The organism is Altericroceibacterium indicum (assembly GCF_009828105.1).
GTDB lineage: Bacteria > Pseudomonadota > Alphaproteobacteria > Sphingomonadales > Sphingomonadaceae > Altericroceibacterium > Altericroceibacterium indicum.
On sequence record NZ_WTYQ01000002.1, the window covers coordinates 136,209 to 161,638 of the forward strand.

At 56.1% G+C, this 25,430-nt stretch carries 14 protein-coding genes; 8 read left to right on the top strand and 6 right to left on the bottom strand.

Going from position 1 to position 25,430, the window contains the following annotated elements; genetic code table 11:
* Window positions 1-74 precede the first annotated feature (74 nt).
* The 3 genes from GRI39_RS05605 to GRI39_RS05615 form a co-directional block, all read right to left on the bottom strand.
* Entirely contained in the window at window positions 75-1,796 is a 1,722-nt protein-coding gene (locus GRI39_RS05605; RefSeq protein ID WP_160738741.1) for an alpha/beta hydrolase-fold protein, read from the bottom strand.
* Between the two features lie 25 nt (window positions 1,797-1,821).
* Complete coding sequence (locus GRI39_RS05610) at window positions 1,822-3,222, bottom strand: M24 family metallopeptidase (RefSeq protein WP_246204926.1); 1,401 nt, start codon at window positions 3,220-3,222, stop codon at window positions 1,822-1,824.
* A gap of 174 nt (window positions 3,223-3,396) precedes the next feature.
* On the bottom strand, window positions 3,397-4,323 hold the full coding sequence (locus GRI39_RS05615; protein ID WP_160738742.1) for a LysR family transcriptional regulator: 927 nt from the start codon (window positions 4,321-4,323) through the stop codon (window positions 3,397-3,399).
* A 112-nt stretch (window positions 4,324-4,435) separates the two neighbouring features.
* Here GRI39_RS05615 and ilvD point away from each other — a divergent pair, with 112 nt between their 5' ends.
* The 3 genes from ilvD to GRI39_RS05630 all read left to right on the top strand — a co-directional run bounded on the left by ilvD (window position 4,436) and on the right by GRI39_RS05630 (window position 9,594).
* The gene (gene ilvD, locus GRI39_RS05620) at window positions 4,436-6,289 is read left to right on the top strand and encodes a dihydroxy-acid dehydratase (RefSeq protein WP_160738743.1); all 1,854 of its coding nucleotides are present in this window, start codon (window positions 4,436-4,438) and stop codon (window positions 6,287-6,289) included.
* Between the two features lie 240 nt (window positions 6,290-6,529).
* Window positions 6,530-8,629: a catalase gene (locus tag GRI39_RS05625; RefSeq protein WP_343033298.1), complete on the top strand. Its 2,100-nt coding sequence runs from the start codon at window positions 6,530-6,532 to the stop codon at window positions 8,627-8,629.
* 227 nt (window positions 8,630-8,856) lie between these two features.
* Window positions 8,857-9,594 carry a hypothetical protein gene (locus GRI39_RS05630; RefSeq protein ID WP_160738744.1) on the top strand — a complete coding sequence of 246 codons (738 nt, stop codon included), beginning with the start codon at window positions 8,857-8,859 and terminating at the stop codon, window positions 9,592-9,594.
* Between the two features lie 19 nt (window positions 9,595-9,613).
* Here the strand turns inward: GRI39_RS05630 and GRI39_RS05635 are convergent, their stop codons facing one another.
* Window positions 9,614-11,413, bottom strand: a complete 1,800-nt coding sequence (locus tag GRI39_RS05635) for an FUSC family protein (protein ID WP_160738745.1) — start codon at window positions 11,411-11,413, stop codon at window positions 9,614-9,616.
* A gap of 253 nt (window positions 11,414-11,666) precedes the next feature.
* Here GRI39_RS05635 and GRI39_RS05640 point away from each other — a divergent pair, with 253 nt between their 5' ends.
* Window positions 11,667-13,010, top strand: coding sequence for an MFS transporter (locus GRI39_RS05640; RefSeq protein WP_160738746.1), 1,344 nt, complete (start codon window positions 11,667-11,669; stop codon window positions 13,008-13,010).
* 6 nt (window positions 13,011-13,016) lie between these two features.
* On the opposite strand, the gene GRI39_RS05645 is transcribed toward GRI39_RS05640, so the two are convergent.
* Entirely contained in the window at window positions 13,017-15,302 is a 2,286-nt protein-coding gene (locus GRI39_RS05645; RefSeq protein ID WP_160738747.1) for a glycoside hydrolase family 3 N-terminal domain-containing protein, read from the bottom strand.
* Between the two features lie 161 nt (window positions 15,303-15,463).
* Here GRI39_RS05645 and GRI39_RS05650 point away from each other — a divergent pair, with 161 nt between their 5' ends.
* The 4 genes from GRI39_RS05650 (at window position 15,464) to GRI39_RS05665 (ending at window position 24,196) form a co-directional block, all read left to right on the top strand.
* A complete protein-coding gene (locus GRI39_RS05650) occupies window positions 15,464-16,507 on the top strand; it encodes a LacI family DNA-binding transcriptional regulator (RefSeq protein ID WP_160738748.1) in 1,044 nt (347 codons plus the stop codon).
* 55 nt (window positions 16,508-16,562) lie between these two features.
* The gene (locus GRI39_RS05655) at window positions 16,563-19,568 is read left to right on the top strand and encodes a TonB-dependent receptor (protein WP_160738749.1); all 3,006 of its coding nucleotides are present in this window, start codon (window positions 16,563-16,565) and stop codon (window positions 19,566-19,568) included.
* A gap of 102 nt (window positions 19,569-19,670) precedes the next feature.
* Complete coding sequence (locus GRI39_RS05660) at window positions 19,671-21,125, top strand: glucoamylase family protein (RefSeq protein ID WP_160738750.1); 1,455 nt, start codon at window positions 19,671-19,673, stop codon at window positions 21,123-21,125.
* Window positions 21,125-24,196 carry a discoidin domain-containing protein gene (locus GRI39_RS05665; RefSeq protein WP_160738751.1) on the top strand — a complete coding sequence of 1,024 codons (3,072 nt, stop codon included), beginning with the start codon at window positions 21,125-21,127 and terminating at the stop codon, window positions 24,194-24,196. Before GRI39_RS05660 ends, GRI39_RS05665 begins: the two co-directional genes overlap by 1 nt.
* A gap of 99 nt (window positions 24,197-24,295) precedes the next feature.
* On the opposite strand, the gene GRI39_RS05670 is transcribed toward GRI39_RS05665, so the two are convergent.
* Entirely contained in the window at window positions 24,296-25,387 is a 1,092-nt protein-coding gene (locus tag GRI39_RS05670; RefSeq protein WP_160738752.1) for a YeiH family protein, read from the bottom strand.
* Window positions 25,388-25,430: the final 43 nt, after the last annotated feature.

Sequence of the window (25,430 nt, forward strand, 5' to 3'; positions counted from 1 at the left end):
AGGCAAAGCTCTCCCATCCGGTGAACCGAGGCCACCGCCAGTCCCTTGTTACGAGCCTTGAAACCGGCTCTTTTTTAGTATTTCCAACTTGTCAGATCCGCACCTTGCGGCGCAGAATCTTCAATTCTTTTCAATATTTTGGGCAGGTAAAACGTGTTGTAGCGCAGCCGTGAAATGGCGTTGGGATTAGCATGGTCACCATTCCAGCAATGCTCTGCCCGGTCGCCATAATCCACTTCACCCTGATAGGGCGGATCAGTCTTCTTGAGGAAATCCTCCATCAGATAGACCGCATTATTCAGGTAATAATTATCCATGTCGCCAACATAGATATGCACCTTGCCCTGGAGCTTTGGCCCCAGCGTCTTCCAGTCGCGCTCCATGATGTAGCGCAAGTCGAAATTCTCTTTCCAATAGGCCGCGACCTCTGGATTGATCTTGCCGGTGCGCTTGTCCCACAGGCGCTCTGGATAACCATCCTTACCCATCGGAGAGAACACGGCTTCCCAGATATCCCACTGCCCACCGGAACGATTCTTATCGCCCAGCACCAGTTCAAGGCGGTTTTCCATCTCCATCGTATAGGTCACCTGGCCCAGATAATCGCGATGGCCGGGATGATCGACACGGCCAAACGGGCCAATGAAGCCGTAGGCATTGTCATCTTCGTAAATATCGGTGAGCATCATGCGCCTGAAATCGATTGGATCAGGGCAAGCGGCAAAAGCACCATTATATTCCTCAGGGTATTTCACCTGAACACCGAGTGCCTCCCAGCCGCCTGTCGAACCACCGTAAAGGAAGCGGGACCAGCCCTTGCCCAACCCACGGAATTGCTTTTCGACCGCCGGGATCAATTCATAGGTCAGCGCATCGCCATAAGGCCCGAGATTGGCCGAATTAACCGCATAGGAATCGTCATAATACGGGTTTGAATGGTCAATCTCGATCACCAGATAGCGCGGAAAATCATCAGATTTCCACTTCTGGTAGAAATCATAGGCCTCCTGCTGCTCAACCTTGTTGTAACAAGGCATGGAGAAGCGATCGCTATATTCACATTTGATATCCTCATCCGGCGGAGTGGTACGAAAGCCTCCAAAATCTGCCGGGAAATGGCCTTGAAAGACCATTAGCGGGTAATGCGCTTCGGGATGTTCATCAAAGCCTTCCGGCACCAGAACATGCGCCCGAAGGAAGATATCACGGCCCCAGAATTTGGACAGCTTCTCACTCTTGATCTTGATATGACGAATATATTTGGTGTCTTCCGGCTCCGCTATGGGAGGGTTCACCTCATTCAACGCAATCGCGACCTCTCCTTCGCGGGATGGATCAAAGTCCACACTCTGCGGCGTACTGAACAGATTGCCCGGTTCAAGCCGCCAGTTCTGGCCGGCTCCGCGTGGGGCGGGCAGTTTGACAGTCTTCCCATTCGCCAAATGGTAGGTGTCATAGCGATGAAGAACCGCCTGCACCTGATATTTCCCCGCAGGAACGATGGAGAGATCTTCCTGAGGGAAACCGAGCGTTCCGGTGTCTATAGTGGCGCTTTCACCGGGTTTCAGCCCATCGACATCCACCCCGAAAATCTGCGCCCCATCATAAGCGGCTTTGACCTGGAAGCGCGGTTCGGTTGCATCATCTTTAGAAAAGATCAGCAGCACACGCCCATCAAACGGGCCATCGGCAGCATCACTGGGCACTGTGATCTTGAAACTCTCAGCTGCTGCAGGGGCTGCAATCAGAGCCACCCCTGCGATTGCGCTGCGCAAAATTCCCTTGATCGTCATCATCTAAACCCCTGTTCTGCTTGCCCGCTCAATCACTCGGAATAAGTGTCAGCTCTGTCTGCCGCCCATCGAGGAAAGTCACTTTTGACCCGTCGAAATAAGCATTTTCCTCCAGCCGGAATTCTACACGCTGATTATTCCACTCTGGCACCTTGTCGTAAGCGGCCAATTCAATGGACCATGTGGTGCCTGCGTGAATGGGATAGTCACCTCGTTCATCGCCATTCTGGTTGTCCCAGAAGCCAATAGCAGTGCCCGCAGCGTGACCATGATAGCCCAGGGGATGCGTATAGATCGATGGATCAAGACCTTCTGCGATGGCCTTTGCCCTTGCGACTTTCAGAACGTCATTGCCGCTCGCCCCGGTTTTGTAGGAGGAGAGCAACGCGTCCTGCACCCGGTTCGCCGCCGCAATTCCCGCACGCAATCCTTCCGGTGCCTGCGTCTCGTCCGGCTTCAGAACATAAGCGAGATGCTGTGTATCGGTATTGAGGCGCAAGTAAGTGATGCCGAAATCGGTCCACAACATATCGCCGGGCTGAATGATCTCATCACCTTCCAGCATACCTTCTGCACCTTCCCGCTGAATAGCAATGGAAGGCTGGAACCAGGCCTTAAGGCCAAGGTCATTCACACGCTGACGGTACCACCAGACGACATCTTCTGCCGTTGTCTTGCCCGGTGTAATGACTTTACGCGAAAAAGCCTCGGCAATAATTCCATGCGCGACCCGCAGGATGCCCGGATAGATTTCCAATTCACGCGGCGTTCGTGTCTCCAGCCAGCGAATGGAAAGCCCTTCACCCGACACCAACCGTGATTTGTATTTTTCTGGTAGTGCCGCAGTAAACTGATTGTATTGGCTCAATGTCATGCCATCGGCAAAAGCCGTCAATTCTGATGTGTTGATTGCGATATTGGCAGGATCGCGTTCAGCAATGATATCCGCCACCGCTTTCCACTGGTCCGGCTCCTTGTCCGGGTTCCAGGCAGGGTCAAACATTCCCCCTAAACCATAGCGGCTGACCGTCAGCCGCTCGATCGGCTTGCCGTCACCCGGATCGAAAAAGATCAGAATAGTCCGGCGTCTGGCATGGAGGCTTTCTGCATTCAGCATCGTGGCCACCACAGGCGATTCAAAATACTCGCGCGCGGTCAGCACCCACATGCTGACCTTTTGCTCACGCATGATTTCAGGGATGATGGTTTCAAGCCGATCAGCCAGAATTTCATTCACCACCTGAGCGCGATCACGCATTGAGAGGATCGGCGGAACTTCAGGCGATGCCGCTTCTGCATTGTTCATGGGAATGATGAGGGGAGACACTGGCTGCGCAGCCAGCGCCCCAGCAAACAATACACTGCCCGCAGCGGCACAGACAAAGCCACTTGCGAAGCGTTTGAACGGAAACCGCCCGGTTACCCCCATCGAATCTCACCCTGTTTTTATTCCCGATATTGCGTGATATTGGTTATATTATAGTGAGTGTCAACATGTTGCGTATACAAACTGATAAATTCGTTTTCTGGCGGGTGATTGTTTTTGTTGATAAGGCAGCCTTGCGAAGAGCGATAATTTTGAACTTTCCCCCAGAATTTGAAATTATCGCATAAACGCACTCTGCTCTTCACCATTTAAAGCAGCTGCAATTTCGATAAAAGTCGACAAAGTGGGTGTGTCGTCCGCTTTGCGCCACACCAGCCCGGTTTCAAGCACGGGCACATTTCCTGCGATCGGGATATATCGAACCCCCGTTCGGGCAAGGTGCTGCAATGATGCCGGAACAAGCGCTATTCCAAGTCCTGCTGAGACCAGACTGATGATCGTCTGCATCTGGATTGCTTCCTGCTGGATGAAAGGGTGATACCCTTTGGAGCGATAGAAGCCGACCACCAATTCATGAAAATGAGGAGCCACACGCGCCGGGAAGATAATCAGCGGTTTTGCCATCCACTGATCTGCCTCCAGCGCTCCATCTGTCAGATCAAGCTGCCCGCTCTCCACCCACAATTCCGGGACAGCCGCCACCAGTGGTTCGGTCAATAGAGGGCGATATTCCAAAGTTGGCGGCAATGCGGAGCGAGCTGCGATCACTATTCCCGCATGGATTTTGCCATCAAGCAGAGCCTCCACCTGAACATCGCTCGTGGCTTCCATCAAATCGAGTTCAACCTCCGGGAATGCACTGGAATATCGCTCCACCAACTTCGGCAAAACACTGTAATCCGCTGTGCTGACAAAGGAGAGAGCAAGCCGCCCTGCCCTCCCTTTCTTCAATTGCTCGGCAATGTCAGAAAGTGCAGCGATATTCTCAACAGCCGGACGGACATGATCCAACCATTGACGCCCAAAGGCCGTCAATGACACCACCCGCTTGGAACGAAGGAAAAGAACTGCGCCCAGTTCCCGTTCCAGCGCCATGATGGACTGGCTGAGTGGTGGCTGTGTCATTCCAAGCCGTTCAGCCGCACGGCCGAAATGCAGCGTCTCTGCAACCGTGATAAAATGGCGGAGCTGGCGAAGGTCCATAGCTCTATAAATATCCAGAATGAATTTATGCAGCAGTAATAATATATTTCACAACTAGCTTACCGCCCATTAAACCCGCCATCAATAGCGACAGATTTCAGGAACAGCACCCATGCCTCACTATCGTTCACGCACCAGCACACATGGCCGCAACATGGCAGGCGCGCGCGGCCTGTGGCGGGCCACGGGTATGAAGGACGAGGATTTCGGCAAGCCGATCATCGCCATTGCCAACAGCTTCACCCAATTCGTGCCCGGCCATGTCCACTTGAAAGACCTTGGCCAAATGGTTGCGCGCGAAATCGAGGCAGCAGGCGGCGTTGCCAAGGAATTCAACACGATCGCGGTGGATGATGGCATAGCGATGGGCCATGGCGGTATGCTCTATTCGCTCCCCAGCCGCGATTTGATTGCCGATAGCGTCGAATATATGGCCAACGCCCATTGTGCCGATGCGCTGCTGTGCATTTCCAATTGCGACAAAATTACGCCGGGCATGTTGATGGCCTCCATGCGGCTCAACATTCCGACCATCTTTGTTTCCGGCGGCCCGATGGAAGCGGGCAAAGCCGATATTCAAGGCGAAACTGTTGCTCTGGATTTGGTGGATGCAATGGTCGCGGCAGCCGATGAAAACTATAGCGACGAGGATGTCGCCACGATTGAACGCTCTGCCTGCCCCACTTGCGGGAGCTGCTCGGGCATGTTCACCGCTAACAGCATGAATTGCCTGACCGAAGCGCTCGGCCTTTCCCTCCCCGGCAACGGCTCAACTCTCGCCACCCATGCAGACCGGCAGAAGTTGTTTCTGGAAGCAGGCCGCACCATCGTTGATCTGGCCAAGCGCTGGTATGAAGAGGATGATGCCTCTGCCCTTCCGCGCAATATTGCCAGTGTTAAAGCCTTTGAAAACGCCATGAGCCTCGACATTGCGATGGGCGGATCGACCAACACTGTACTTCACCTTCTGGCCGCAGCGCATGAAGGGGAAGTTTCTTTCTCTATGTCCGATATTGACCAATTGTCCCGCCGTGTGCCGTGTTTGTGCAAGGTCGCCCCGGCCAAGCAGGATGTGCATATGGAAGACGTCCACCGTGCAGGTGGCATCATGGCGATTCTTGGCCAGCTCGATAAAGCGGGTTTGATCGACACATCTCTTCCGACTGTTCACGCGCCTACCATGGGTGATGCGCTGGATCGCTGGGACATCAGCCGCACGGATAGGGAAAGCGTGCATGATTTCTTCAAGGCAGCCCCCGGCGGAGTCCGGACAACAGAGGCCTTCAGCCAGAGCAATCGCTGGAAAGAGCTTGATTTAGATCGCGAAAATGGTGTGATCCGCAGTGCTGAGCACCCTTTCTCGAAGGATGGCGGCCTTGCGGTTCTGTTTGGCAATCTGGCCCCTGAAGGCTGCATTGTGAAGACCGCCGGGGTGGACGATTCCATCCTCACATTCCACGGAACTGCGCGGGTTTATGAAAGCCAGGATGCTGCCGTGGTTGGCATTCTGGGGAATGAAGTGGTGGAAGGCGATGTTGTCGTGATCCGCTATGAAGGCCCCAAAGGTGGCCCCGGGATGCAAGAGATGCTTTATCCGACTAGCTATCTGAAATCTAAGGGTTTAGGCAAAGCTTGCGCCTTGATTACGGATGGACGGTTTTCCGGGGGAACCTCTGGCCTTTCGATCGGGCATGTTTCGCCGGAAGCTGCGGAAGGTGGCTTGATTGCTCTGGTCAAAACCGGAGACCCTATCGTGATTGATATCCCTAACCGCTTGATTAGCCTCGATATTGACGACGCAGAAATCGCCGCGCGGCATGAAGAGATGGTGGACCGGGGTTCAAAAGCGTGGAAGCCATTTGGCCGCAAGCGCGACGTTTCACCAGCCTTGCGGGCCTATGCAGCGCTGACCACCAATGCCGCCAGAGGCGCGGTTCGCGATGTCAGTCAGGTCGAAAAAGACTGATATTACAATAATTTACACCAGAAACTCTCTGGCGGGGCGGCAGAAATGCTAACCCGCCAGAAAGATACCTAAAAGCACACAAAAGCACCTCAAAGGCACTGAACAGGCGGACAAGCGCTCCAAACCCGCCCTGACCAATTATCAGCTCGCTCCACCCGGTAATTTGACAAACTTCTCAAGCATTTGGAACCACCACTGCCACCACCCGTCTTCTTTGAGTAATCTCATGGGAGACCAGATGTGGCGAAAATCAAAAGTAATGCTCCGGGTGGTAAAGATTTTGCGTTCGAAGAAGGCAAAGGCGGCGAAACCCATCAGCATGTTCCATCGGGCGGCAATCACAAATCAGACGAAGCCCATCTGACCACCAATCAGGGCATTCGCGTTTCTGACAATCAGAACAGCCTCAAGTCTGGCGCGCGCGGGCCGGTGCTGCTCGAAGATTTTGCACTGCGTGAAAAGATCTTCCATTTTGACCATGAACGGATTCCTGAGCGGATCGTTCACGCGCGCGGATCGGCAGCGCATGGCACGTTCACTTGCACCAAAGCCATTCCCCACCTCACCCGTGCGGCGCCTTTTCAGGAAAAGGGCAAGCAGACCCCCGTCTTCACCCGCTTTTCCACTGTGGCTGGCGGTGCTGGCAGCGTGGACACCCCGCGTGACGTGCGCGGCTTTGCGGTGAAATTCTACACCGATGAAGGCAATTGGGATCTGGTTGGCAACAATATCCCGGTGTTCTTCATTCAGGATGCGATCAAATTCCCTGACCTTATTCACAGCGTGAAGATGGAGGCCAACAAGGGGTATCCACAGGCCGCCAGCGCGCATGATACGTTCTGGGATTTCATTTCCCTGATGCCCGAAACATTGCACATGATCATGTGGGCGATGAGCGACCGCGCCATTCCGCGTTCCTTGCGGATGATGGAAGGCTTCGGCATTCACACCTTCCGTCTGGTCGATGCGAAAGGCAAATCCACTTTCTGCAAATTCCACTGGAAGCCAGTTCTGGGGATGCAATCGACCTGCTGGGATGAAGCAGTGAAAATCGCCGGCGCCGATCCTGATTATCACCGCCGCGATCTGTATGAATCCATCGAGGCCGGTAGCTTCCCCGCGTGGGATCTGGGCATCCAGACCTTTGATGAAGAATTTGCCGAAGCCCAGCCTTACGATGTGCTCGATTCCACGAAGCTGATCCCGGAAGAAGATATTCCGGTCGAAATCATTGGCCGCATGGAGTTGAACCGCAATCCGGACAATTTCTTCGCGGAAACCGAACAGGCCGCCTTCTGCCCCGGCAATGTAGTGCCGGGGATCGACTTTACCGCTGATCCGCTGTTACAGGGCCGCTTGTTCTCTTACCTCGACACGCAGAAATCGCGCCTTGGGACCACGAATTTCTACCAGATCCCGATCAACGCCCCCAAATGCCCGATGCACAATTTCAACCGTGATGGGTTGATGCAAACCCAGGTTCCCACAGGCCGGGCGAATTATGAACCCAACAGCCTTGCCGAAGCGGGTGAAGATGGTGGCCCGCGCGAATGCCCGGCCACTGGTTTCGCCAGCTATTCCGCGCAGGACGTGGGCAGCGAAGCGGGTGATCGGTTACGCGTGCGGCCTGAATTGTTCGCCGATCACTACAGCCAGGCACGCATGTTCTTCCTGTCCCAGACAGAAAATGAACGTGCCCATATCGCCAGCGCCATCGCGTTTGAATTGAGCAAGGTGATGCTGGAACATGTCCGTCTGCGGGTGCTGAGCCGCCTTATCAATATTGATGACGATCTGGCCGCCCGTGTGGCAGACGCGCTTGGCATGGATCTGCCCGAAGCTGCCCCCGTGGCGCGTGAACGGGTGGAAATGAAGGAAAGCCCCGCGCTTTCGATCCACAAAAATGCCAAGGATACGCTCGATGGCCGCAGCGTTGCGGTGCTCTATGCTGAAAATTCGGCCAAGAAAGAGGTCGAGGATGTCTGCAAGGCCATCGAAGATGCAGGCGGCACGGCAGTAAAGGTCGCGCCAAAGGTTGGCATTACCCCCGCCGCAGATGGCCAATTGGCTGGCAGCCCCAGCGTGTTATTCGACGCGGTGGCACTGGTGCTGACTGAAGATGACGCCACAATGCTCTGCAAGGAATCCGCAGCGGTGCAATTCGTCATGGATGCCTTCGGCCATCTGAAAGCCATCGGCGCAACGGATGGTGCCAAGCCCTTGATGGATAGAGCAGGCGTTGAAGCCGATGACGGCGTGACCGGCCTTGGCGGGGATTTCGTCAAAGCAGCCGCCAAGCGCTTCTACGATCGTGAACCCAAAGTCCGCAATCTGGCCTGAACATCTCCGCGCCTTCGGGTGTGGTGATGTGACGTAAAAAGCCGCTCGCAGCTGTTTCGATACTGGCTGCGGGCGGCTTTTTGTGATAGACACATCAAAGAAACTCACTGAATAATAAATATTATATGCTCAAAATTTTTTAAATATTTAAAAATTTACATTTGAAAGGGAGCCTTAGTCCTTTTTATGACAGTACTAACTCAACTTATGTCTGCTAATGCTGCAAAGTGGATAAAAAAAACGCGTTTGACCGGTTAAATAACCGATCTAAATACTGCTCAATGAATGCGTGGCAATACCTCATCCACGCCGACCAAATCGCAGGATTAGCCCCAACTGTATCCTTCTTCTGCGTGACACATGCTGTGGAAGAAGCAGTTGCTGCATTTATATGGTCAGCGAAGATGCACGGCTATAAAGATCTAGCTAGTTGCATTAACTTGAAAGATCATCATCAAAAGGCTGTTGTATCTGCATTTGCTAAAATGGTTGCAACAGATGCTGGAGAAGCCAATATTAAATTTACCCTCCACCCAGAAAAGGACGATTTATTCGCAAGGATAGACTGTCCAGATGGTCCAAATATTTATCCTCTAAACCTTAAGCTTTTATCATATAATCCTGACAGCGAGGATGAATCCCTAGAATTCGTTCTTAAAGCTTTTGAGTCAAACTTTAATGATGAAAACGCAATGATCAAGAAGATCAATCGTCAGTCCACACTTCGGAATGACGTTATCTACGCTAGCAAGTCCGGAATACCCCATATGACCGACGGAAACTTGCAATTACAGCTTAGAGAATATGGGCTTGTGACTATGGGTCTGATCTGGGCGGCGATTGACCTGTCACGACATAAAGACGAGCGCATTCCACTCGTGGCTCAAGTGCTTGGTGCAGCTAAACGAATTGCCGACAAAGCAGCAAGAAAAGACAAAGCAGCAAGAAAAGACAAAGCTAAGTAAGCAGCAATGCACCCAACCATCAACCGCCCTGCTTGGCATACCATAGCGTAGCGGCTTCTCCGGCAAGGTGGCGTGCGGTGCGCAAGGCTGCGAGGTTTTCGGCTGTGGGGCGGGAGCCGAGGAAGCTGTCGGGGGCGTGGATGGCGATTTCGGCGTCGGTGCTGGCGAGGCCTGCTTCGCGGCGCGCGGCGGCTATCTCTTGCGCGTCGCCTTTTTGCACCGCTTCGAGATAGGCGCGATTGGCACTGACTGCGGCGGGCACAAATTCCCCCACCGAGCGCCCTCGATCTGGCCAGATAAGCAAGGTTGCCAGAATGGCGACGAAGCTGCCCAGCACATTGTCCAGAATACGCGCAGAGGCGATGCCGGAACCGGGATGCAGCGTGTGCATCACCAGCACGAACAGCAGGGTAAGGAAGACGACGAAAACCGTGTAGTTCACCGAACGCAGCGCGATGGTCGCCGCAGACACCAGCGCGATAACGGCGGCCATGGTCCATGATGATGTCAGCACGGGCAGCAAAAGCCCGGCCAGCACGCCGCCGGAAACGGACCCCAAGATGCGTTCAATCCCCCGGCTCCAGCTCATCCGCCGCACGGGCTGCATGATGACCACCACCGCCATCGTCGCCCAATAAGGATAGCTCAAGGACAGCATATGGGTGACAATAGTCACCAGCGCGACGCCGACACTGGTGCGCACAGCGATGCGCAAAATCTGCTTGGCGCGGGCTGCGGCTGTATCATCGGTACCAATGATCGCAGGGCCGGAGGTGGGCGCATGAAGCTGCGACAGGGCCTCTGCGATAGCGCGTAACGCTCCGGCGGGGGCACCTTCACAGGGTTTTACCAGAGCGGACAGTTCCGCTGCCTGTTCGCGCCAGTCTATTGGCTCCCCGCGAAGAGAAAGCTGCGCATTGCGGGCAGCGGCCAGCAGCCTTGGTAAAGGCTCCACCGCTGTTTCCACATGCTCATTACCGCGCCAGATCAGGCGCGAATGGTCGAGCGCAATCATCGCGTGGAAAATCTCGTCCGCCGTGGCGAGCGCTGTTTTAAGATCTGCCGGGGTGGAGCCGCTCCGGCCTGCCGCTTTGCCCATTTGGGTGTTCGCCCGTTCAATCGCACCACGGATTGCGCGGCGGAACTGGCCGTGTTTTACGCCCTGATCCTCACCACTTTTGTCACCCGCCGGATCGTTGAGATCAGCCGCCATATCGGCCAGCCGCGCATAGACTGCCGCCATGGCCTGGCGCGCAGGGAGCCAGCGATCCGTGCGCCACAAATAGGTCGAAACCAAAGCCGCCCATGCCCCGCCTCCCAGAAAGGTCAGGCCAAGCCGGATCGCGCCAGCAGGCGTTTGCGGATAGCCCGCGGCTACCACGGCCACTACGCCCAGCAGCGTCGCGACCAGGGCCGACCCCCGCCAGCGTAACGGGATCAGCGCGGTCAGCCCCACCAGCACCGGGCCAGCCACCAACGCGGGCAGCATTCCCAACCCGGCAATATATGAAGTCACCCAAGCGGTTGCGCTGCCTATAAGAACAAAGCCTGCCAGCAAGGCCCGGCGGCTTTTCTCCGGCCCGCCGGTGTCGGCAAGGCAGGTCCAGAAAGCGGCAAAGATCGCCCAGCCTAAAGAGCGTTCCCCGGTGATAATAATCAGCAACAGCGGTGCCATGACGATCACCGCCGCGCGCAAGCCATCCTCAATGTGAAGATGCTCAGGCGTCAGGCCGATAGCGCGCAATTCCAGCCAGCGGGACAGCCGGCTGAGATATTGGGACGCGAAAGGCGCGCGCCGAATGCTCTCGGCATCAACCAAGGTGAGCGGCCTCCGAAACGGCTGAACGATAGGCGTGAATGTGCATGGGCTTATTATAGAAGCTTCATTCCATGCTACTATTGCAGAGAATGCAACTCATGTTGCAATTGCGAAGAGACCTGCTGCTGACGCCCCTAAAATCACACCTCAAGGATGATCGCTGGCAGGCGGTGCGGGCCTGCGCTATCACCCCTTTCCTCAACGCTCAGGCTATGAACAGCCCTGCGCTTTTATCGAGGCTGGACTTGCTGATATGACTGCCCCCATCGCCCAGCCACGCCCCGGTATCGCCCGGATAGCCCTGTTTGGGGCGGGGGATTTTGCCTGCAATCTCTATTGGCAGGCGATCACGCTGTATCTGCTGATCTTCTATATCGATACGCTGAAACTGCCGCCTGCGACCGCTGCGGCGATATATATGGTTGGCGCGATTTGGGACGGGCTGGCTGATCTGCTAGTTGGGGCACTGACCGAACATCGCCAGTGGCGTTATCGCCGATTGGTGGCCTTTGGCGCCACTCCACTGGGACTGGCCTTTGCCGCACTTTACGCCCTGCCCGCACTTACCGGAGGGGCCATTGCGGTGACATTGGGTACGCATGTCGTGTTCCGTACCTTCTACGCCCTCGTCAATGTACCCTATGCTTCATGGAGCGTGCGGATCAGCGCGGCCAGCCGCGATCGCACTTTGGTTGCCGGGTTTCGCATGGGATTTGGCGCTTTGGCAGCTTTCTTTGTGGCGCTGGGCACGCCCTGGCTGGCGAATAAGCTTGGCGGCGCTGGCGGGGGGTTGGTGAATATAGCGGCGCTCTTGGCTATGATCGGCACGCCGCTGCTTTTGCTGGTGGCTTATCTGACGCCAGAGATTATCTCAGAACACCATCAGCAGGAACGCATTTCGCCGCGTGTTGCCATCGCAACCTTGTTCCGCAACCGCGCTTTCGTGAGCCTTAATGCCGCCACGGCTTGTGCTGCTTTGGCCGCTGCGGTGGTGGGGCATTCAGTGTTGTTCTACTTCCGCCATACGCTGAACGCTGCTGGTGCAGGTTCCGAGGCGTTGGCCGCAATGGGCATCGCTGCGCTGATCGCCATTCCGGGCTGGACCTGGGGTGCCACAAGAATTGGAACACGGGCAAGCTGGTTTGTGGCGGGCGGCATTGGCCTGATCGTTCTGGCATTGGGCGCGATGCTGATCGGCAGCAGCCCGTTAGCTGCACAGATATTCCTGTTCGCCCTGCAAATCGCGCTGGCAGGTTTCAGCGTATTGGGCTGGGCCATGCTGCCCGATACGGTGGAATATGGTGAAGCGCATTATGGCGTGCGGGTGGAAGCAATGGCGTTTGCTTGCGCGGCGCTAGTTCAAAAACTGGCGCTGGCCTTTGCCGCTCTGCTGATCGGGCTGGGCTATGACTGGATTGGCTATAGCAACAATGGGCCGCAAACGGCCCTCGCCCGCGATGGCATTGCATGGATCATGTTTGCCCTGCCCGCGATTGCCATTGGGGCATCGCTGGCGGCGATGCTGACCAGTCCGCTGCGGCGTGGAACCCACAGGCATGATCTGGCCATCATCGCCGCCCGAAACGACGCTTCTTAAAAGCCCTTAGACAAGATTGAACATGCCGGTCAGGCCATCTGCTTCGGCAGACGGTGCAATCCAGAGCTGAAATGCGCCCGGCTCCACCGTCGGTTCCATACGCGTGCCGATGAAGGTCAGATCATCGCGCTGGAGGATGAAAGTAACCTTGCGGCTTTCCCCCGGTGCCAATGCAATTTTCTGGAAGGATTTCAGCTCCCGCACGGGCCGTGTGATGCTGGCAGCCATGTCGTGCACATAGAGCTGGACCACTTCGCGCGCCGCATATTTGCCGCTGTTGGTGATCGTGGCGCTGACCGTCAGCGACCCGCCACGGCTCAGTTTTGCTGACCCCATATCAAGGCCGGAATATTTGATCTTCCCGTAAGTCAGGCCATGGCCAAAGGGGAACAGAGCCTTGTTCGGGACACCTTGATAATGGGCCTTATAGGGAATGAGCGGGCCTTCGGGGTTGGGCCGTCCGGTGCTCTTATGCGCGTAATAATAAGGCTGTTGCCCCGTGGCATAAGGGAAGCTGACCGGCAAGCGGGCCGATGGACCTTCCTCGCCAAACAGAATATCGGCTGTTGCCGGGCCGGATTGCGACCCCAGAAACCACGTGACCAGAATAGCAGGCGCATCATACAAGGCACCTTCCAGGGCCAGAGCGCGGCCATTGCGCAGCAACACAACCACCGGCTTGCCCGTGGCCGCTACAGCTTCTGCCAAAGCGCGCTGAGGCGCAGGCACGGAAATATCGGTGCGGGACTTGGCTTCACCGGACATGTCCTGCCCTTCACCCACTGCCAGCACGACAATATCAGCCGCATTGGCCGCCGCCACCGCTGCTTCGATGCCGCCGGGAATGGGTTTTTCAATAGCTGAACCATCAACAGCAGTGATGAGCGAAGGATCGGCCACCGCAGCGCGAACGCCGGTCAGAAGATCCACCGCCTGCTGGTCTGAACCATAGACATTCCATGGCCCGATCAGATCATGTTTGCCTTGCGCAAATGGCCCGATCAACGCGATCTTTTTGCCTGAGCGTGGCAATGGCAGAAGATCGCCTTCATTTTTGAGCATCACGATGGATTCGCGCGCCACTTCGCGTGAGACTTGCAAATTGGCGCTTGTCAGAACCCGCGTTTTTTCCCGTTCCGGGTTAATCCGGCGGAACGGATCATCAAACAGGCCCAATTGTACCTTGAGGTGAAGCACCCGGCGAACCGCTTCATCCAGCCGTGCCATCGGAACCTCACCCTTGGCGACCAGATCAGGCAGATGGTGGATGTAGAAGCCGGACTGCATACTCATATCCACGCCCGCCATAAAGGCAAGGCGGGTGGCTTCGCGTTCATCAGCAGCAAAGCCGTGTCCGATCAGTTCCATATCGCCAGTGTAATCGCTGACTACGAGACCATCGAAGCCCCATTCCTTACGCAGTACTTCGTCGAGGAGCCAAGGGTTCGCGGTAGCCGGAACGCCTGAAATTTCGTTGAAGGCAGCCATGACAGTGGGGCAGCCAGCCTTGAAGGCCGCTTCGAACGGCGGGAAGTAAACTTCACGCAAGGTACGTTCGGAAATATCTACCGTATTATAATCCAGCCCGCCTTCGGCTGCGCCATAGGCAGCGAAATGCTTGGCGCAGGATGCAACGGCGTCGGCTGCATCAAGTCCGCTACCCTGAAAGCCACGAACCCGGGCAATGGCCATCAACTCGCCCAGCAACACGTCTTCGCCAGCGCCTTCAACCCCTCGGCCCCAGCGCTGATCGCGGGCGATGTCCACCATGGGCGCGAACGTCCAGTCAATCCCGGCAGCAGACGCTTCTACCGCCGCCACACGCGCTGAGCGTTCAGCCACATCGGGGTTAAAGCTGGCGGCCTCCGCCAAGGGCACCGGGAAGACGGTACGGAAGCCATGGATTACGTCAGCAGCGAACAATAGCGGGATTTTCAGACGCGATTCGTTCATCGCAGCCTGCTGCATCTGCTGCGCCATTCGCGCACCATTGCCATTGAATACGCCGGTCAAACGGCCCTTGCGCACGTCAGCAAGCTGTTCGTCAAAAGTGGCTGTTGCAGTGATCGGATTGAGGGCATTGGCGGCCCCGCCAGCCCAGGCAGCCGCCATCAGAGTGCACTGCCCGGCCTTCTCTTCAACGCTCATTTTGGCGATCAGTGATTCGACTGCGCCTGGCAGTGGCGCATCACCGGTTTTGGCCATTAAAGCGCGTGCAGGCGACGATGCCCATGCAGCAATCGCTCCGGCTCCCATAAGCGCTGCACGGCGCGAAATCCCGGGGTTAATCATACATTCCCTCTTCCAAAATCTCGCCCATTTTGGGCCGATCCAGCTTCCTTAGATGAATACTGGTTGAATGCGCTTGTAGATTGAAGTAACCGGTTACTTCAAGGCACAAAGCTGATCAGGGGTTAAATCCACCCCTTCTATGGAGAGAGGATAGTTAGCGTATGCCCACGAACGGGCCAACCGTCAGAGATGTTGCACGCCATGCAGGCGTCTCCGTGGCGTCTGTTTCGCGGGCGCTCAATGGTATCAAGACCGTTCGCCCGGATGTGCGCAAGCTGGTCGAAGATGCCGCGCGTGAACTGGGTTATGTCCCTCATGCAGGCGCACGCAATCTCAGCCTTCAGCGCAGCGGCGCGGTTGGTGTGGCGCTTCCTGATCTCCACGGTGAATATTTCTCGGAACTGGTGCGCGGCCTGCATCAGGCAGCACTGGACCATGGCACGCAATTGCTGCTGTCCAATGTCCCTCAAGATCCTGAACGGGCAGTGGAAGCGCTCAACCATTTGCGCGGGCGGGTGGATGCGCTTGTCATCCTTGCCCCGCATCTCGATCCTGATTGCCTGCTTCGTAACCTGTCGCCCAACCTTCCCACAGTGCTTCTGAACGGTGCCCCGCATAAGCGGAATGTGCATGAATTGCGGCTCGACAATTATGCCGGCGCACAAGCCATGGTGCAGCACCTCCATGATCGCGGATGCTATGATCTGGTGCATATCGCTGGCCCAGCAGGCAATATCGAAGCGCAGGAACGCCAGCGCGGTTTCCTCGAAAGCTGCGCAGAACTTGGCATTAACGGCCGTATCCTTGCCGGCGACTTCAGCGAAGAGGCTGGCGCGGCTGCGGCCAGCGAAATCATCGCATCTCGCCTGACCACTGACGGTATCTTTGCCGCCAACGACATGATGGCAATCGGCGCCATGACCGTTCTGAAAAGCCATGGCATCGCACTGCCTGATGACATGGCACTGGCTGGATTCGATGACATTCCACTCGCCAGACTTGTTACGCCCGCTTTGACGACGATCCGCGTCGATATTGCCGGAATGGGCAAGCGCGCAATGGCCGTTCTGTTTCAGGATGACCCCAAGGATCGAGTGAACACACCTATTCTGGAATGGAAAATTCCCGAATTGATCGCGCGTGAGACCACCACCCGCGTCAACCCCCGGACTGATCCATCAGCCGCAGCACATAACAACCCATAAAAGGGAACATCATCGCCGATGCTGGGGGGCAAAGGCGAAAGCAGGGAGACACACAATGCAAAATAAAAACAGGAACACCAACGTGCTGAAAAGCAATACTCTTCGTCTGGCCGCCTTGATGGCCAGCGTTGCCCTTCCGGTTGCCCTGGCGGCTCCAGTTCATGCGCAGGTCGGGCAGGCGTCCTTGCGCGGGACTGTGACTGCCCCGGCCGATAATCCGGCACAGCAGATCACGATCGTGGAAGTGAACACCGGTTCACGCCGCACCACCACGATTTCGCCGCAGGGCACTTACAATTTCGCATCGCTTTCGCCGGGCACTTATCGGCTTGAAATCGCGCTGCAAAATGGCACCCGCACAACCGATACGATCACTCTGCAAGTGGGCCAAAGCGGCGCACTCAACATTGATCTGACCCGGGCCAACTCGACCACCCCTGACCAGGCATCAGATACAAGCTCCACATCGGATGACAGCGGAGCCGATGCTGGCAATCAGATCGTTGTTGTGGGCAGCCAGTTGCGCACGATGGAAGGCGGCGAAGTGGGTGCCACGATCACCCAGCGCCTGATCGACACACTGCCGCAGAACAACCGCAACTTCCTCGCCTTTGCCGACCTTGCCCCCGGTGTTTCTCTGGAAACCGGTGCCAATGGCAACGTCAAGATTCAGGGCGGCGCACAGGGTTCGGCTTCCGTAAACGTCTTCATCGATGGCGTGGGTCAGAAGGATTACGTCCTCAAGAGCGGCATCACCGGGCAGGATTCCTCCAATGGCAACCCCTTCCCGCAGTCTGCCATTGGCGAATATCGCGTCATCAGTTCCAACTATAAAGCGGAATTCGATCAGGTCAGCTCGGTGGCCATCACGGCGGTGACCAAGTCCGGCACCAATGAATTCCACGGCGATACTTTCTTTGATTTCACCAACCAAAGCCTGCGCGCCAAAACACCGCTCGAAAAGCGGGACAATAAGGATAAGACCAAAACCCGCGACATGCAGTTCGGCGCATCGCTGGGTGGCCCGATCATCAAGGATGTGGCGCATTTCTTCGTTGCCTATGAAGGCAAGCGCAATGTCGTTCCGGTTGAAGTGACGCCAGCCAACGGCCTCTCCATCTCCGATTACCCGACAGATCTGCAAAGTGCGTTTGGCAATTACAACCGCACTTTCAATGAAGACCTCTATTTCGGCAAGGTGGATATCGAACCTACCGATGCTGATCTGATCGAAGCATCGATCAAGGTCCGCAAGGAATCGGGCGAAAACTGGAACAGCGGGCAAACCGCTCCCGGCCGGATCACCAGCAATGATGTGGATGAAAAGCGCGCCTTGCTGCGGTATCAGCACACTGAAGATAGCTGGATCAATGATATCAAGCTGTCTTACGAAGACGTGAAATGGGCCCCTACCCCCAAAAGCTTCGGCAATGGCTTCATTCTACAGAATGACAATCAGGACACGCTGCTGTCCTATGGTGCCAGCCCCAACTATCAACGCAAAGGCCAGAAGGGCTGGACGCTGCAGGATGACTTTACCTACACCGGCCTTGAAGGGCACACTTTCCAGGTTGGCGTGAAGGCGAAGTGGATCAAGCTGGATGCTCGTCAGCTCAACAACACCAACCCGCAGTTCACCTATAATATGGACTATTCACTAGATGTTCCTTGGCGTGTCCAGTTCGGTGTTCCTGTCGATGGAACAGCCGGTGGCAGCGTCAAGTCTGACAACTTCCAGCTTGGCCTTTATGCGCAGGATGACTGGGAAGTTACCGATCGCCTGACGCTGAATCTCGGCCTGCGGTGGGATTATGAGCGCACGCCGTCTTACCTCGATTACAAGACGCCCGATGCGATCGTGAATGCGCTTTCGCCTGAAAATTATCCCAACCTTGTGAACGCTGATTATAATATCAACGATTTCATCTCGACCGGTAAGGAACGCAAGGCTTTCAAGGGCGCCTTCCAGCCGCGCATCGGTTTCTCCTATGCGCTTGATGAAGATCACCGCTTCACCCTGTTCGGTGGCTATGGCCGATCCTATGATCGCAGCCAGTTCGACTATATCCAGCTTGAACGGTCAAACAGCACTTTCAAAACGCTGACCTATCTGTTCAACAATGGCGATCCGAAGCATGAATGTGCTGGTTCCAATTGTGTCGCATGGGACCCGGCTTACCTGACCAGCCTCGCTCCGCTGGCCACATCTGCCCTTGGTGGTGGTGGTGAAATCGACCTGCTCAACAATGATCTGAAGACACCTTATTCGGATCAGTTCAGCCTTGGTGTTCGTGGAAAGTTCGGTCTGTGGCATCCGGAAATCGGCTTCAGCCATATTGAAAGTCATGATGGTTTCGTCTGGCTTCTCGGCAACCGCCGCCCGGATGGCACCTTCTTTGCCCCCGGCTCCACCTTCAACACCCAGCCATGGGGCTTTGCTCCCAATGGCTATGGCTCGATCATCCTTGGTACCAATGGTTTGGAGACCAGTGCGGATTCTGCCTATTTGAAGCTGGATAAGACATATACCGCCAGCTCACCGTGGAGCCTGAACTTCACCTACACCTACACAGAAGCGACGGAAAACCGGAAATATGGGGAAGTTTACTCCCTCGATTATCCGTCCATCAAGGACTATCCGATACTGCGTTCTGCCGGTGTTTCAAAGCACCGTGTCGTGATGGCAGGCAGTGTCGACCTTCCTTATGGCTTCACCGCATCCACCAAAATCCAGCTTCGTTCGCCGCCCTATGTCTATGGCACGAATGACACTGGCCCGCTGATCACTGAAGGGAACAACAAGCACCCCTTCATCATCGGTGACTGGTGGTCATACCGTCAGGTGGATTTTGCCCTCAGCAAGTCCATTCCGATGCGCTTTGTTTCAGAAGATACGGCGATCCGCGTGCGCCTCGACGTGCTGAACGTGTTTAATACTGCCAACTTCACATCCTACAATGGTGACGGCAGATCACCCGATTTCGGTAATCTGGACAATAGTTACCAAACCGGCGGCTATCCCCCACGGACTGTCAAATTATCGGCAGGCCTGAGCTTCTAAGCTAACGCCAGCCGGTTGGCATCGGGGTGCCCTCCCCCCCCCGCACCCCGATGCCTCTTTATTTCCCTCACCCCTCCCCATTGCTATTTCCGAGGCTTATCTGTGTTCAATCGTCGCGACATTCTCAATACAGGTGCATTAACATTCGGCGGGCTCGTTGCAGCCTGCGCACCGCGCACCATCACTACGCCTGCACACACGCAAGTTCCGCCGCCAGCGGCCAACACATTTATGCCTGATGATGATGAGGCGCTCATCAGTGACATTCAGCGCCGGGCCTTTCAGTTCTTCTGGGATAATGCTTATCCCAAAACCGGCCTGATCCCTGATCGCTGGCCGACCCCTTCCTTCGCCTCTATCGCTGCTGTCGGCTTTGGCCTCACCGCTTATCCCATCGGCGAAAGTCATGGTTGGATCACCCGTGACGAGGCGGCAGATCGCACGCTATCCACGCTCGAGTTCTTTATCGGCCAGCCACAGGGCGATTCAGAATCCAGAGACAGCGGCAAGAATGGCTTCTTCTATCACTTCCTGGGTGTGACGCAGGGTTGGCGCTTTGCCCGTGCTGAACTATCCACCATCGACACAGCTTTGCTGATGGCAGGTGTTCTTTTCGCGCAGAGCTGGTTTGACCGTGACGATGCGCGTGAAGCCCGTATTCGCTATATTGCCGAACAGCTTTTCCGTGCGATTGACTGGAACTGGATCACCCCGCGCGCGCCCTTCGTATCGATGGGCTGGAAGCCGCGCACCGGTTTCATTCCCGCCGATTGGAACCAGTATAATGAGGGCATGATCCTCTATGTGCTGGGCCTTGCGTCCCCCACCCATCCCCTGCCCGATGGCACATGGGAAGCGGTGAGTGCCAAGTTCGAAAAAGCCTGGGGTAATGAATGGGGCAGCGAACCCCATTTGCAATTCCCGCCCATGTTTGGCCATCAATATAGCCACACCTGGATCGACTTCCGCGGTATTCGCGATCCTTTGATGAAGTCCAAGGGCATCGATTATTTCGAGAACAGCCGCCGGGCAACCTATGCGCAGCGCGATTATGCGATCAAAAATCCCTATGGCTGGGATGGCTATGGCGAAGATTGCTGGGGCCTTACGGCATGTGATGGTCCGGGCGATTTCAAGATCGAACTGGCCGGGCGTGAACGCGAATTCTTCAGCTATTCCGCACGCGGCCCCGGTGATCGCGATGACGGCACGATTGCGCCCACAGCAGCCCTTGGCTCCATCGCTTTCGCCCCGGAAATTGTCACCCCCATGATCGCAGCCATGCACAAACGCTGGGGGCATGAAATTTACGATAATTACGGCTTCCTCGATAGCTTCAACCCCACACTGACCGAGGCGCCGCAGAGCAAATTGCTCCATGGCGAAATCAAGTCCGGCCTATGGGTGGACAAGGATTATCTCGGGATCGATCAGGGGCCGATTGTTGCGATGATTGAAAATCACCGCACCGGCCTTGTGTGGAGCACGATGCGCAAGAACCCCCATATCCAGCGCGGCCTTCGCCGTGCAGGCTTCACGGGAGGTTGGCTCGACTGATGTTTTCTGCACTCCTCCTTGCCACCGCCGCGCCTGTTCTCTTCAATGATTTTGACAATGCAGGAAGCTGGAAAGCGGCCGCTTCCGACGGAGTCAAATCCCACGTCGAAAGCGTTGAAGGCACAGATGGTCAGGCCCTGAAGCTGGATTACGACTTCGGTGATGTGTCGGGCTATGCCTATCTGACGCGAAAATTGCCAATTGATTGGCCTGACAATTACGAAATGCGCTTGAAAGTGCGGGGGCAAGGCGGGGTCAATGATCTTCAGATCAAATTTACCGATGCCTCGGGTGAGAATGTCTGGTGGACACAGCGCCTGAACTTTCGCCCGTCACAGGAATGGCAGGAAATCACCATTCGCCCACGCGATATGTCCTTCGCCTGGGGACCAACTGCCGACAAGACGCTGCGCCATACCCAGAATATGGAAATCACGCTGGTGCGTGGACGCGATGGCGGCAGCGGCTTTATCGAGATTGACGGGCTGAGCTTCATGAAACTGGACCCACCCCAACCTCTGCCAGCCCCGGATGCGAGCGATATGGCCGTGCTGGACAATGATCCGGCAACCGCATGGCACGGGCACGGAGGAAAGAGCCTTTCCGTCGATTTTGGCGGGAGGAAAGAACTGGGTGGCGTGGTGCTCGATTGGGCGAAAGGCCATTTTGCCAAGGCCTATACAATCGAAGCATCGGACGATGGAAAGGACTGGAAAGTTCTACGCCGGGTGACGCAAGGTGATGGCGGCAACGACCCTGTCCCCCTTCCGGAGACACGCACCCGTTTCCTGCGCATTACACTTGATCCGTCCGTCAAGGATGCTCGCCTGGTCAATCTCATCATCAAGCCTTTGAGTTGGGGTGAAACGCCCAATGCCATGGTGGAAGATCTAGCAAAAACGGCTCCCAAAGGCATCTATCCGCGTGGATTTACCGAACAAAGCTATTGGACTTTGACCGGGAGCGACGGTGGCAAAATCGCCGCGCTGATCGGTGAGGACGGCGCGATTGAACCAGACAAAGGCAGCTTCAGCGTTGAACCCTTTGTGCGCGTGGACGGGCGCACCTTCAATTGGGCTGATGTCCGATCAACCCCCTCGCTGGAAGATGGCTATCTGCCAATCCCGCATGTCACCTGGACTGCCGATGATTGGTCGCTCGACACGATGGCGTTTGCCACTGCTGGCGACAAACCGCAATTGCTCTCCCGCTGGCGGCTGACGAACAATGGCACCACCAAACGCCACTTCCGTCTGGTGCTGGCCGTGCGCCCATTTCAGGTCAACCCGCCAGCCCAATTCCTGTCCCAGCAAGGTGGGGTGAGCGAGATTTCACAGCTCCATTGGGATGGGAAACAGCTTGCTGTCACCACGCCCTCCCCGATTGCTGGCGACGCCGCAAAGCAGCGCAGCCTGCACCCGCTTGTCACCCCGGATCATGTAGGGATGCGCAGTTTTGATCAGGGCGCTTTGGGTGATCCGGCCTCTGCGCCTGACGCCACGTCTTTAAACGACCCGGCCAAGCTCGGCTCAGCCACGCTGACATGGGATGTCACTCTTGCGCCGGGTGCGCATATGGATGTCCCCATGGCTTTTGCTCAAGGTGGCAGTGCCGCCATTACAGAGAGTGCATTTGAGCCTGCGCTGGAAGCCGCCCGTGTCTCTTGGAAGGCCAAGCTCAATACGGTTTCGCTCAAGGTTCCACCACAGAAGCAGGCACTGGCCAACACGCTCAGAACCGCGCTCGCGCATATCCTCATCAGCCGCAATGGCGCGCAATTGAAACCGGGCACACGGTCTTACAATCGCAGTTGGATCCGTGATGGCGCGATGATGTCTGACAGCCTGCTGCGCCTTGGTGTAACGCAGCCTGCAATCGACTTTGCCAATTGGTATTCCACCAAGCTGTTCAAAAATGGCAAAGTGCCCTGCTGCGTGGATTATCGCGGGGCAGACCCTGTGCCAGAGAATGACAGTGACGGGGAATATATCCACCTCATCACCCAGATCTATCGCTTTACAGGGGACAAGGACTGGTTGGCCAGCGAATGGCCCAATATCAACGCCGTGCGTAAGCATATGGACGGCCTGCGCCTGTCTGAACGCACACCCAAGAACCAGTCTCCTGACCGGCTCATGCTTTATGGCCTGATGCCGCCTTCGATCAGCCATGAAGGCTATTCGGAGAAAATCCAATACAGCCTGTGGGACGATTTCTGGACATTGGCAGGTTATAAAAGCGCTGCCTATGCGGCGCAGATTCTAGACCGACCGGAAACCAAAGCCATCGAAGCTGAACGTGATCAGTTCACCGATGACCTGAAGGCCGCGATCAACGCCTCTGCCAAATATTGGAAGATCGATTACATCCCCGGTGCAACAAGTCTCGGCGATTTTGATGCGACCTCCACCACCATGGCCTTCGATCCGGCAGGCATCGCGCCTGAGCTGGACCAGACCTTGCTCCGCAACACGTTTGTGAAGCAGTGGAACCGCGTAATGAGCCGCCCCGGCAGCACCGATTGGGACGATTACACGCCATATGAATTGCGGAATGTTTCCGCCATGGTGCGGTTGGGCTGGCCACAGCAGGCCAATGCCCTACTCGACTTCTATATGAAGGATCGCCGCCCCAAAGCCTGGAACCAATGGGCTGAAGTGGTGGGCCGGGACCCGCGTGAAATTCGCTTCATTGGCGATATGCCCCATGCTTGGGTGGAATCCGACTTTATCCGCGCCGCGCTCGACATGTTTGCCTATGTCCGCTTCAGCGACGAAGCATTGGTGATTGGTGGCGGGATGACGCCGGAATGGCTCTCAGGCGATGGCGTATCGATGAAAGGCCTGCACACCCGCTACGGCTCGCTCGACATTACGATGAAAGCACAAGGCCGTCACCTCACCGCAACGCTGGATGGCAGCGCCACCCCGCCCGGTGGCTTCGTGCTCCACTGGCCCTTGCCAGAGGTGCCCACCTGCCTGCTCATCAATGGTAGCAAGATGCAGCCCGTCAGCAGTGAAATCTCGCTGAAAACGACAGGTAAGCCCATTCACATCGCCACCTGTGACTGACATTATTCGGGCAAAGCAATGCCATCCTGCTTTGCCCGAATAGACCCGCGTCCTTTCTTTGGGTGCCTATCGGTATCCAGCAATTGCATGCAGCGGTAATCAGCCAATCTGAAGAATTTTCAACAAAGTAAAGCTGATGCATCCCAGTCCTATAAGCGACAAAACAACAGCCATTGTGACCCGCCCACCCGCTTTGAGCACGACCTTGAGATCAACCCCCAGTCCCAGCGCAGCCATGGAAATGACTGTCAGGAAAGTGGCTATTTGACTGATTGGCGCAAGCAAATCTCGTGGGATCAGGTCGAAGGACCTGAAGCCAACCAAGGCCAGAAAGCCGAGAATAAACCACGGCACCAGATGTGCCAGTGAAAGCCGCCCACCAGCCTCAGCCTCCCCGGCGATCACAGCATCAAGAGGTTCATCGGCAGCAGCAATATGCGGCGCGATGAGAGACAGTATCAGACAAACAGGCCCCAGCATCAAAACCCGCACCAGCTTGACCAACATGCCCGTCTGCACGGCCAAGGGGCCAAGCGGGGCAGCAGCGGCAATGACTTGCGGCACAGCATAGACCGTGAGGCCCGCAAAAGCGCCATAGGCGAGCGCGCTCATCCCCAATGCCAAACCCAGTAAGGGCAGCCCGAGCACAACCAGCACCCCAAGTACGGCGGTAAAAGCAATGGATGCCGCCACATCATCTCCATCAGCCCCGATAACAGGAGCCACGGCTGCAATCGCGGAATTCCCGCAAATCGAATTTCCACATGCAACCAGCAGCGCCATGCGGATGGGCACCCCAAGTAACCGGCCAATCCCAAAACTCAGCATGATAGCACCCACCACCACAATCGATATGCCCGCAAGTAATGCCGGGCCAGCCGCCATAATTGTCGCCGCGCTCACCGATGCACCGAGAAGCACCACCGCGATTTCAAGGAAATATCTGGCGCTGAACGCGATGCCTGAATGCCAGCGTCGTACGGGCACTCCAATGCTCCGTATTGCCGTGCCGATAAGAATGGCCAGAACCAGTGCCTCCAGCCACGCTTTTCCGAAGATCATCTCTTCAGCTGCTTGCAAAAGATAGGCCAGCGCGGTGATGCCAAAACAGACCCCCACGCCGGGCACCATCGACTGGAAATGCGCTCTAAAACGGTAAAGAGAGGATTGATCGAACGCGAAGCTTATCATCGGGGTTTCCTTCTCCCCTTCAGCTACGCTCCGATCATCAATT

Coding starts and splice junctions, on each gene's coding strand:
- GRI39_RS05610 (WP_246204926.1), bottom strand. CDS start 3,222: ATGGGGGTAACCGGGCGGTTTCCGTTCAAACGCTTCGCAAGTGGCTTT.
- GRI39_RS05650 (WP_160738748.1), top strand. CDS start 15,464: ATGCCCACGAACGGGCCAACCGTCAGAGATGTTGCACGCCATGCAGGC.
- GRI39_RS05645 (WP_160738747.1), bottom strand. CDS start 15,302: ATGATTAACCCCGGGATTTCGCGCCGTGCAGCGCTTATGGGAGCCGGA.
- GRI39_RS05615 (WP_160738742.1), bottom strand. CDS start 4,323: ATGGACCTTCGCCAGCTCCGCCATTTTATCACGGTTGCAGAGACGCTG.
- GRI39_RS05605 (WP_160738741.1), bottom strand. CDS start 1,796: ATGATGACGATCAAGGGAATTTTGCGCAGCGCAATCGCAGGGGTGGCT.
- GRI39_RS05670 (WP_160738752.1), bottom strand. CDS start 25,387: ATGATAAGCTTCGCGTTCGATCAATCCTCTCTTTACCGTTTTAGAGCG.
- ilvD (WP_160738743.1), top strand. CDS start 4,436: ATGCCTCACTATCGTTCACGCACCAGCACACATGGCCGCAACATGGCA.
- GRI39_RS05665 (WP_160738751.1), top strand. CDS start 21,125: ATGTTTTCTGCACTCCTCCTTGCCACCGCCGCGCCTGTTCTCTTCAAT.
- GRI39_RS05655 (WP_160738749.1), top strand. CDS start 16,563: ATGCAAAATAAAAACAGGAACACCAACGTGCTGAAAAGCAATACTCTT.
- GRI39_RS05640 (WP_160738746.1), top strand. CDS start 11,667: ATGACTGCCCCCATCGCCCAGCCACGCCCCGGTATCGCCCGGATAGCC.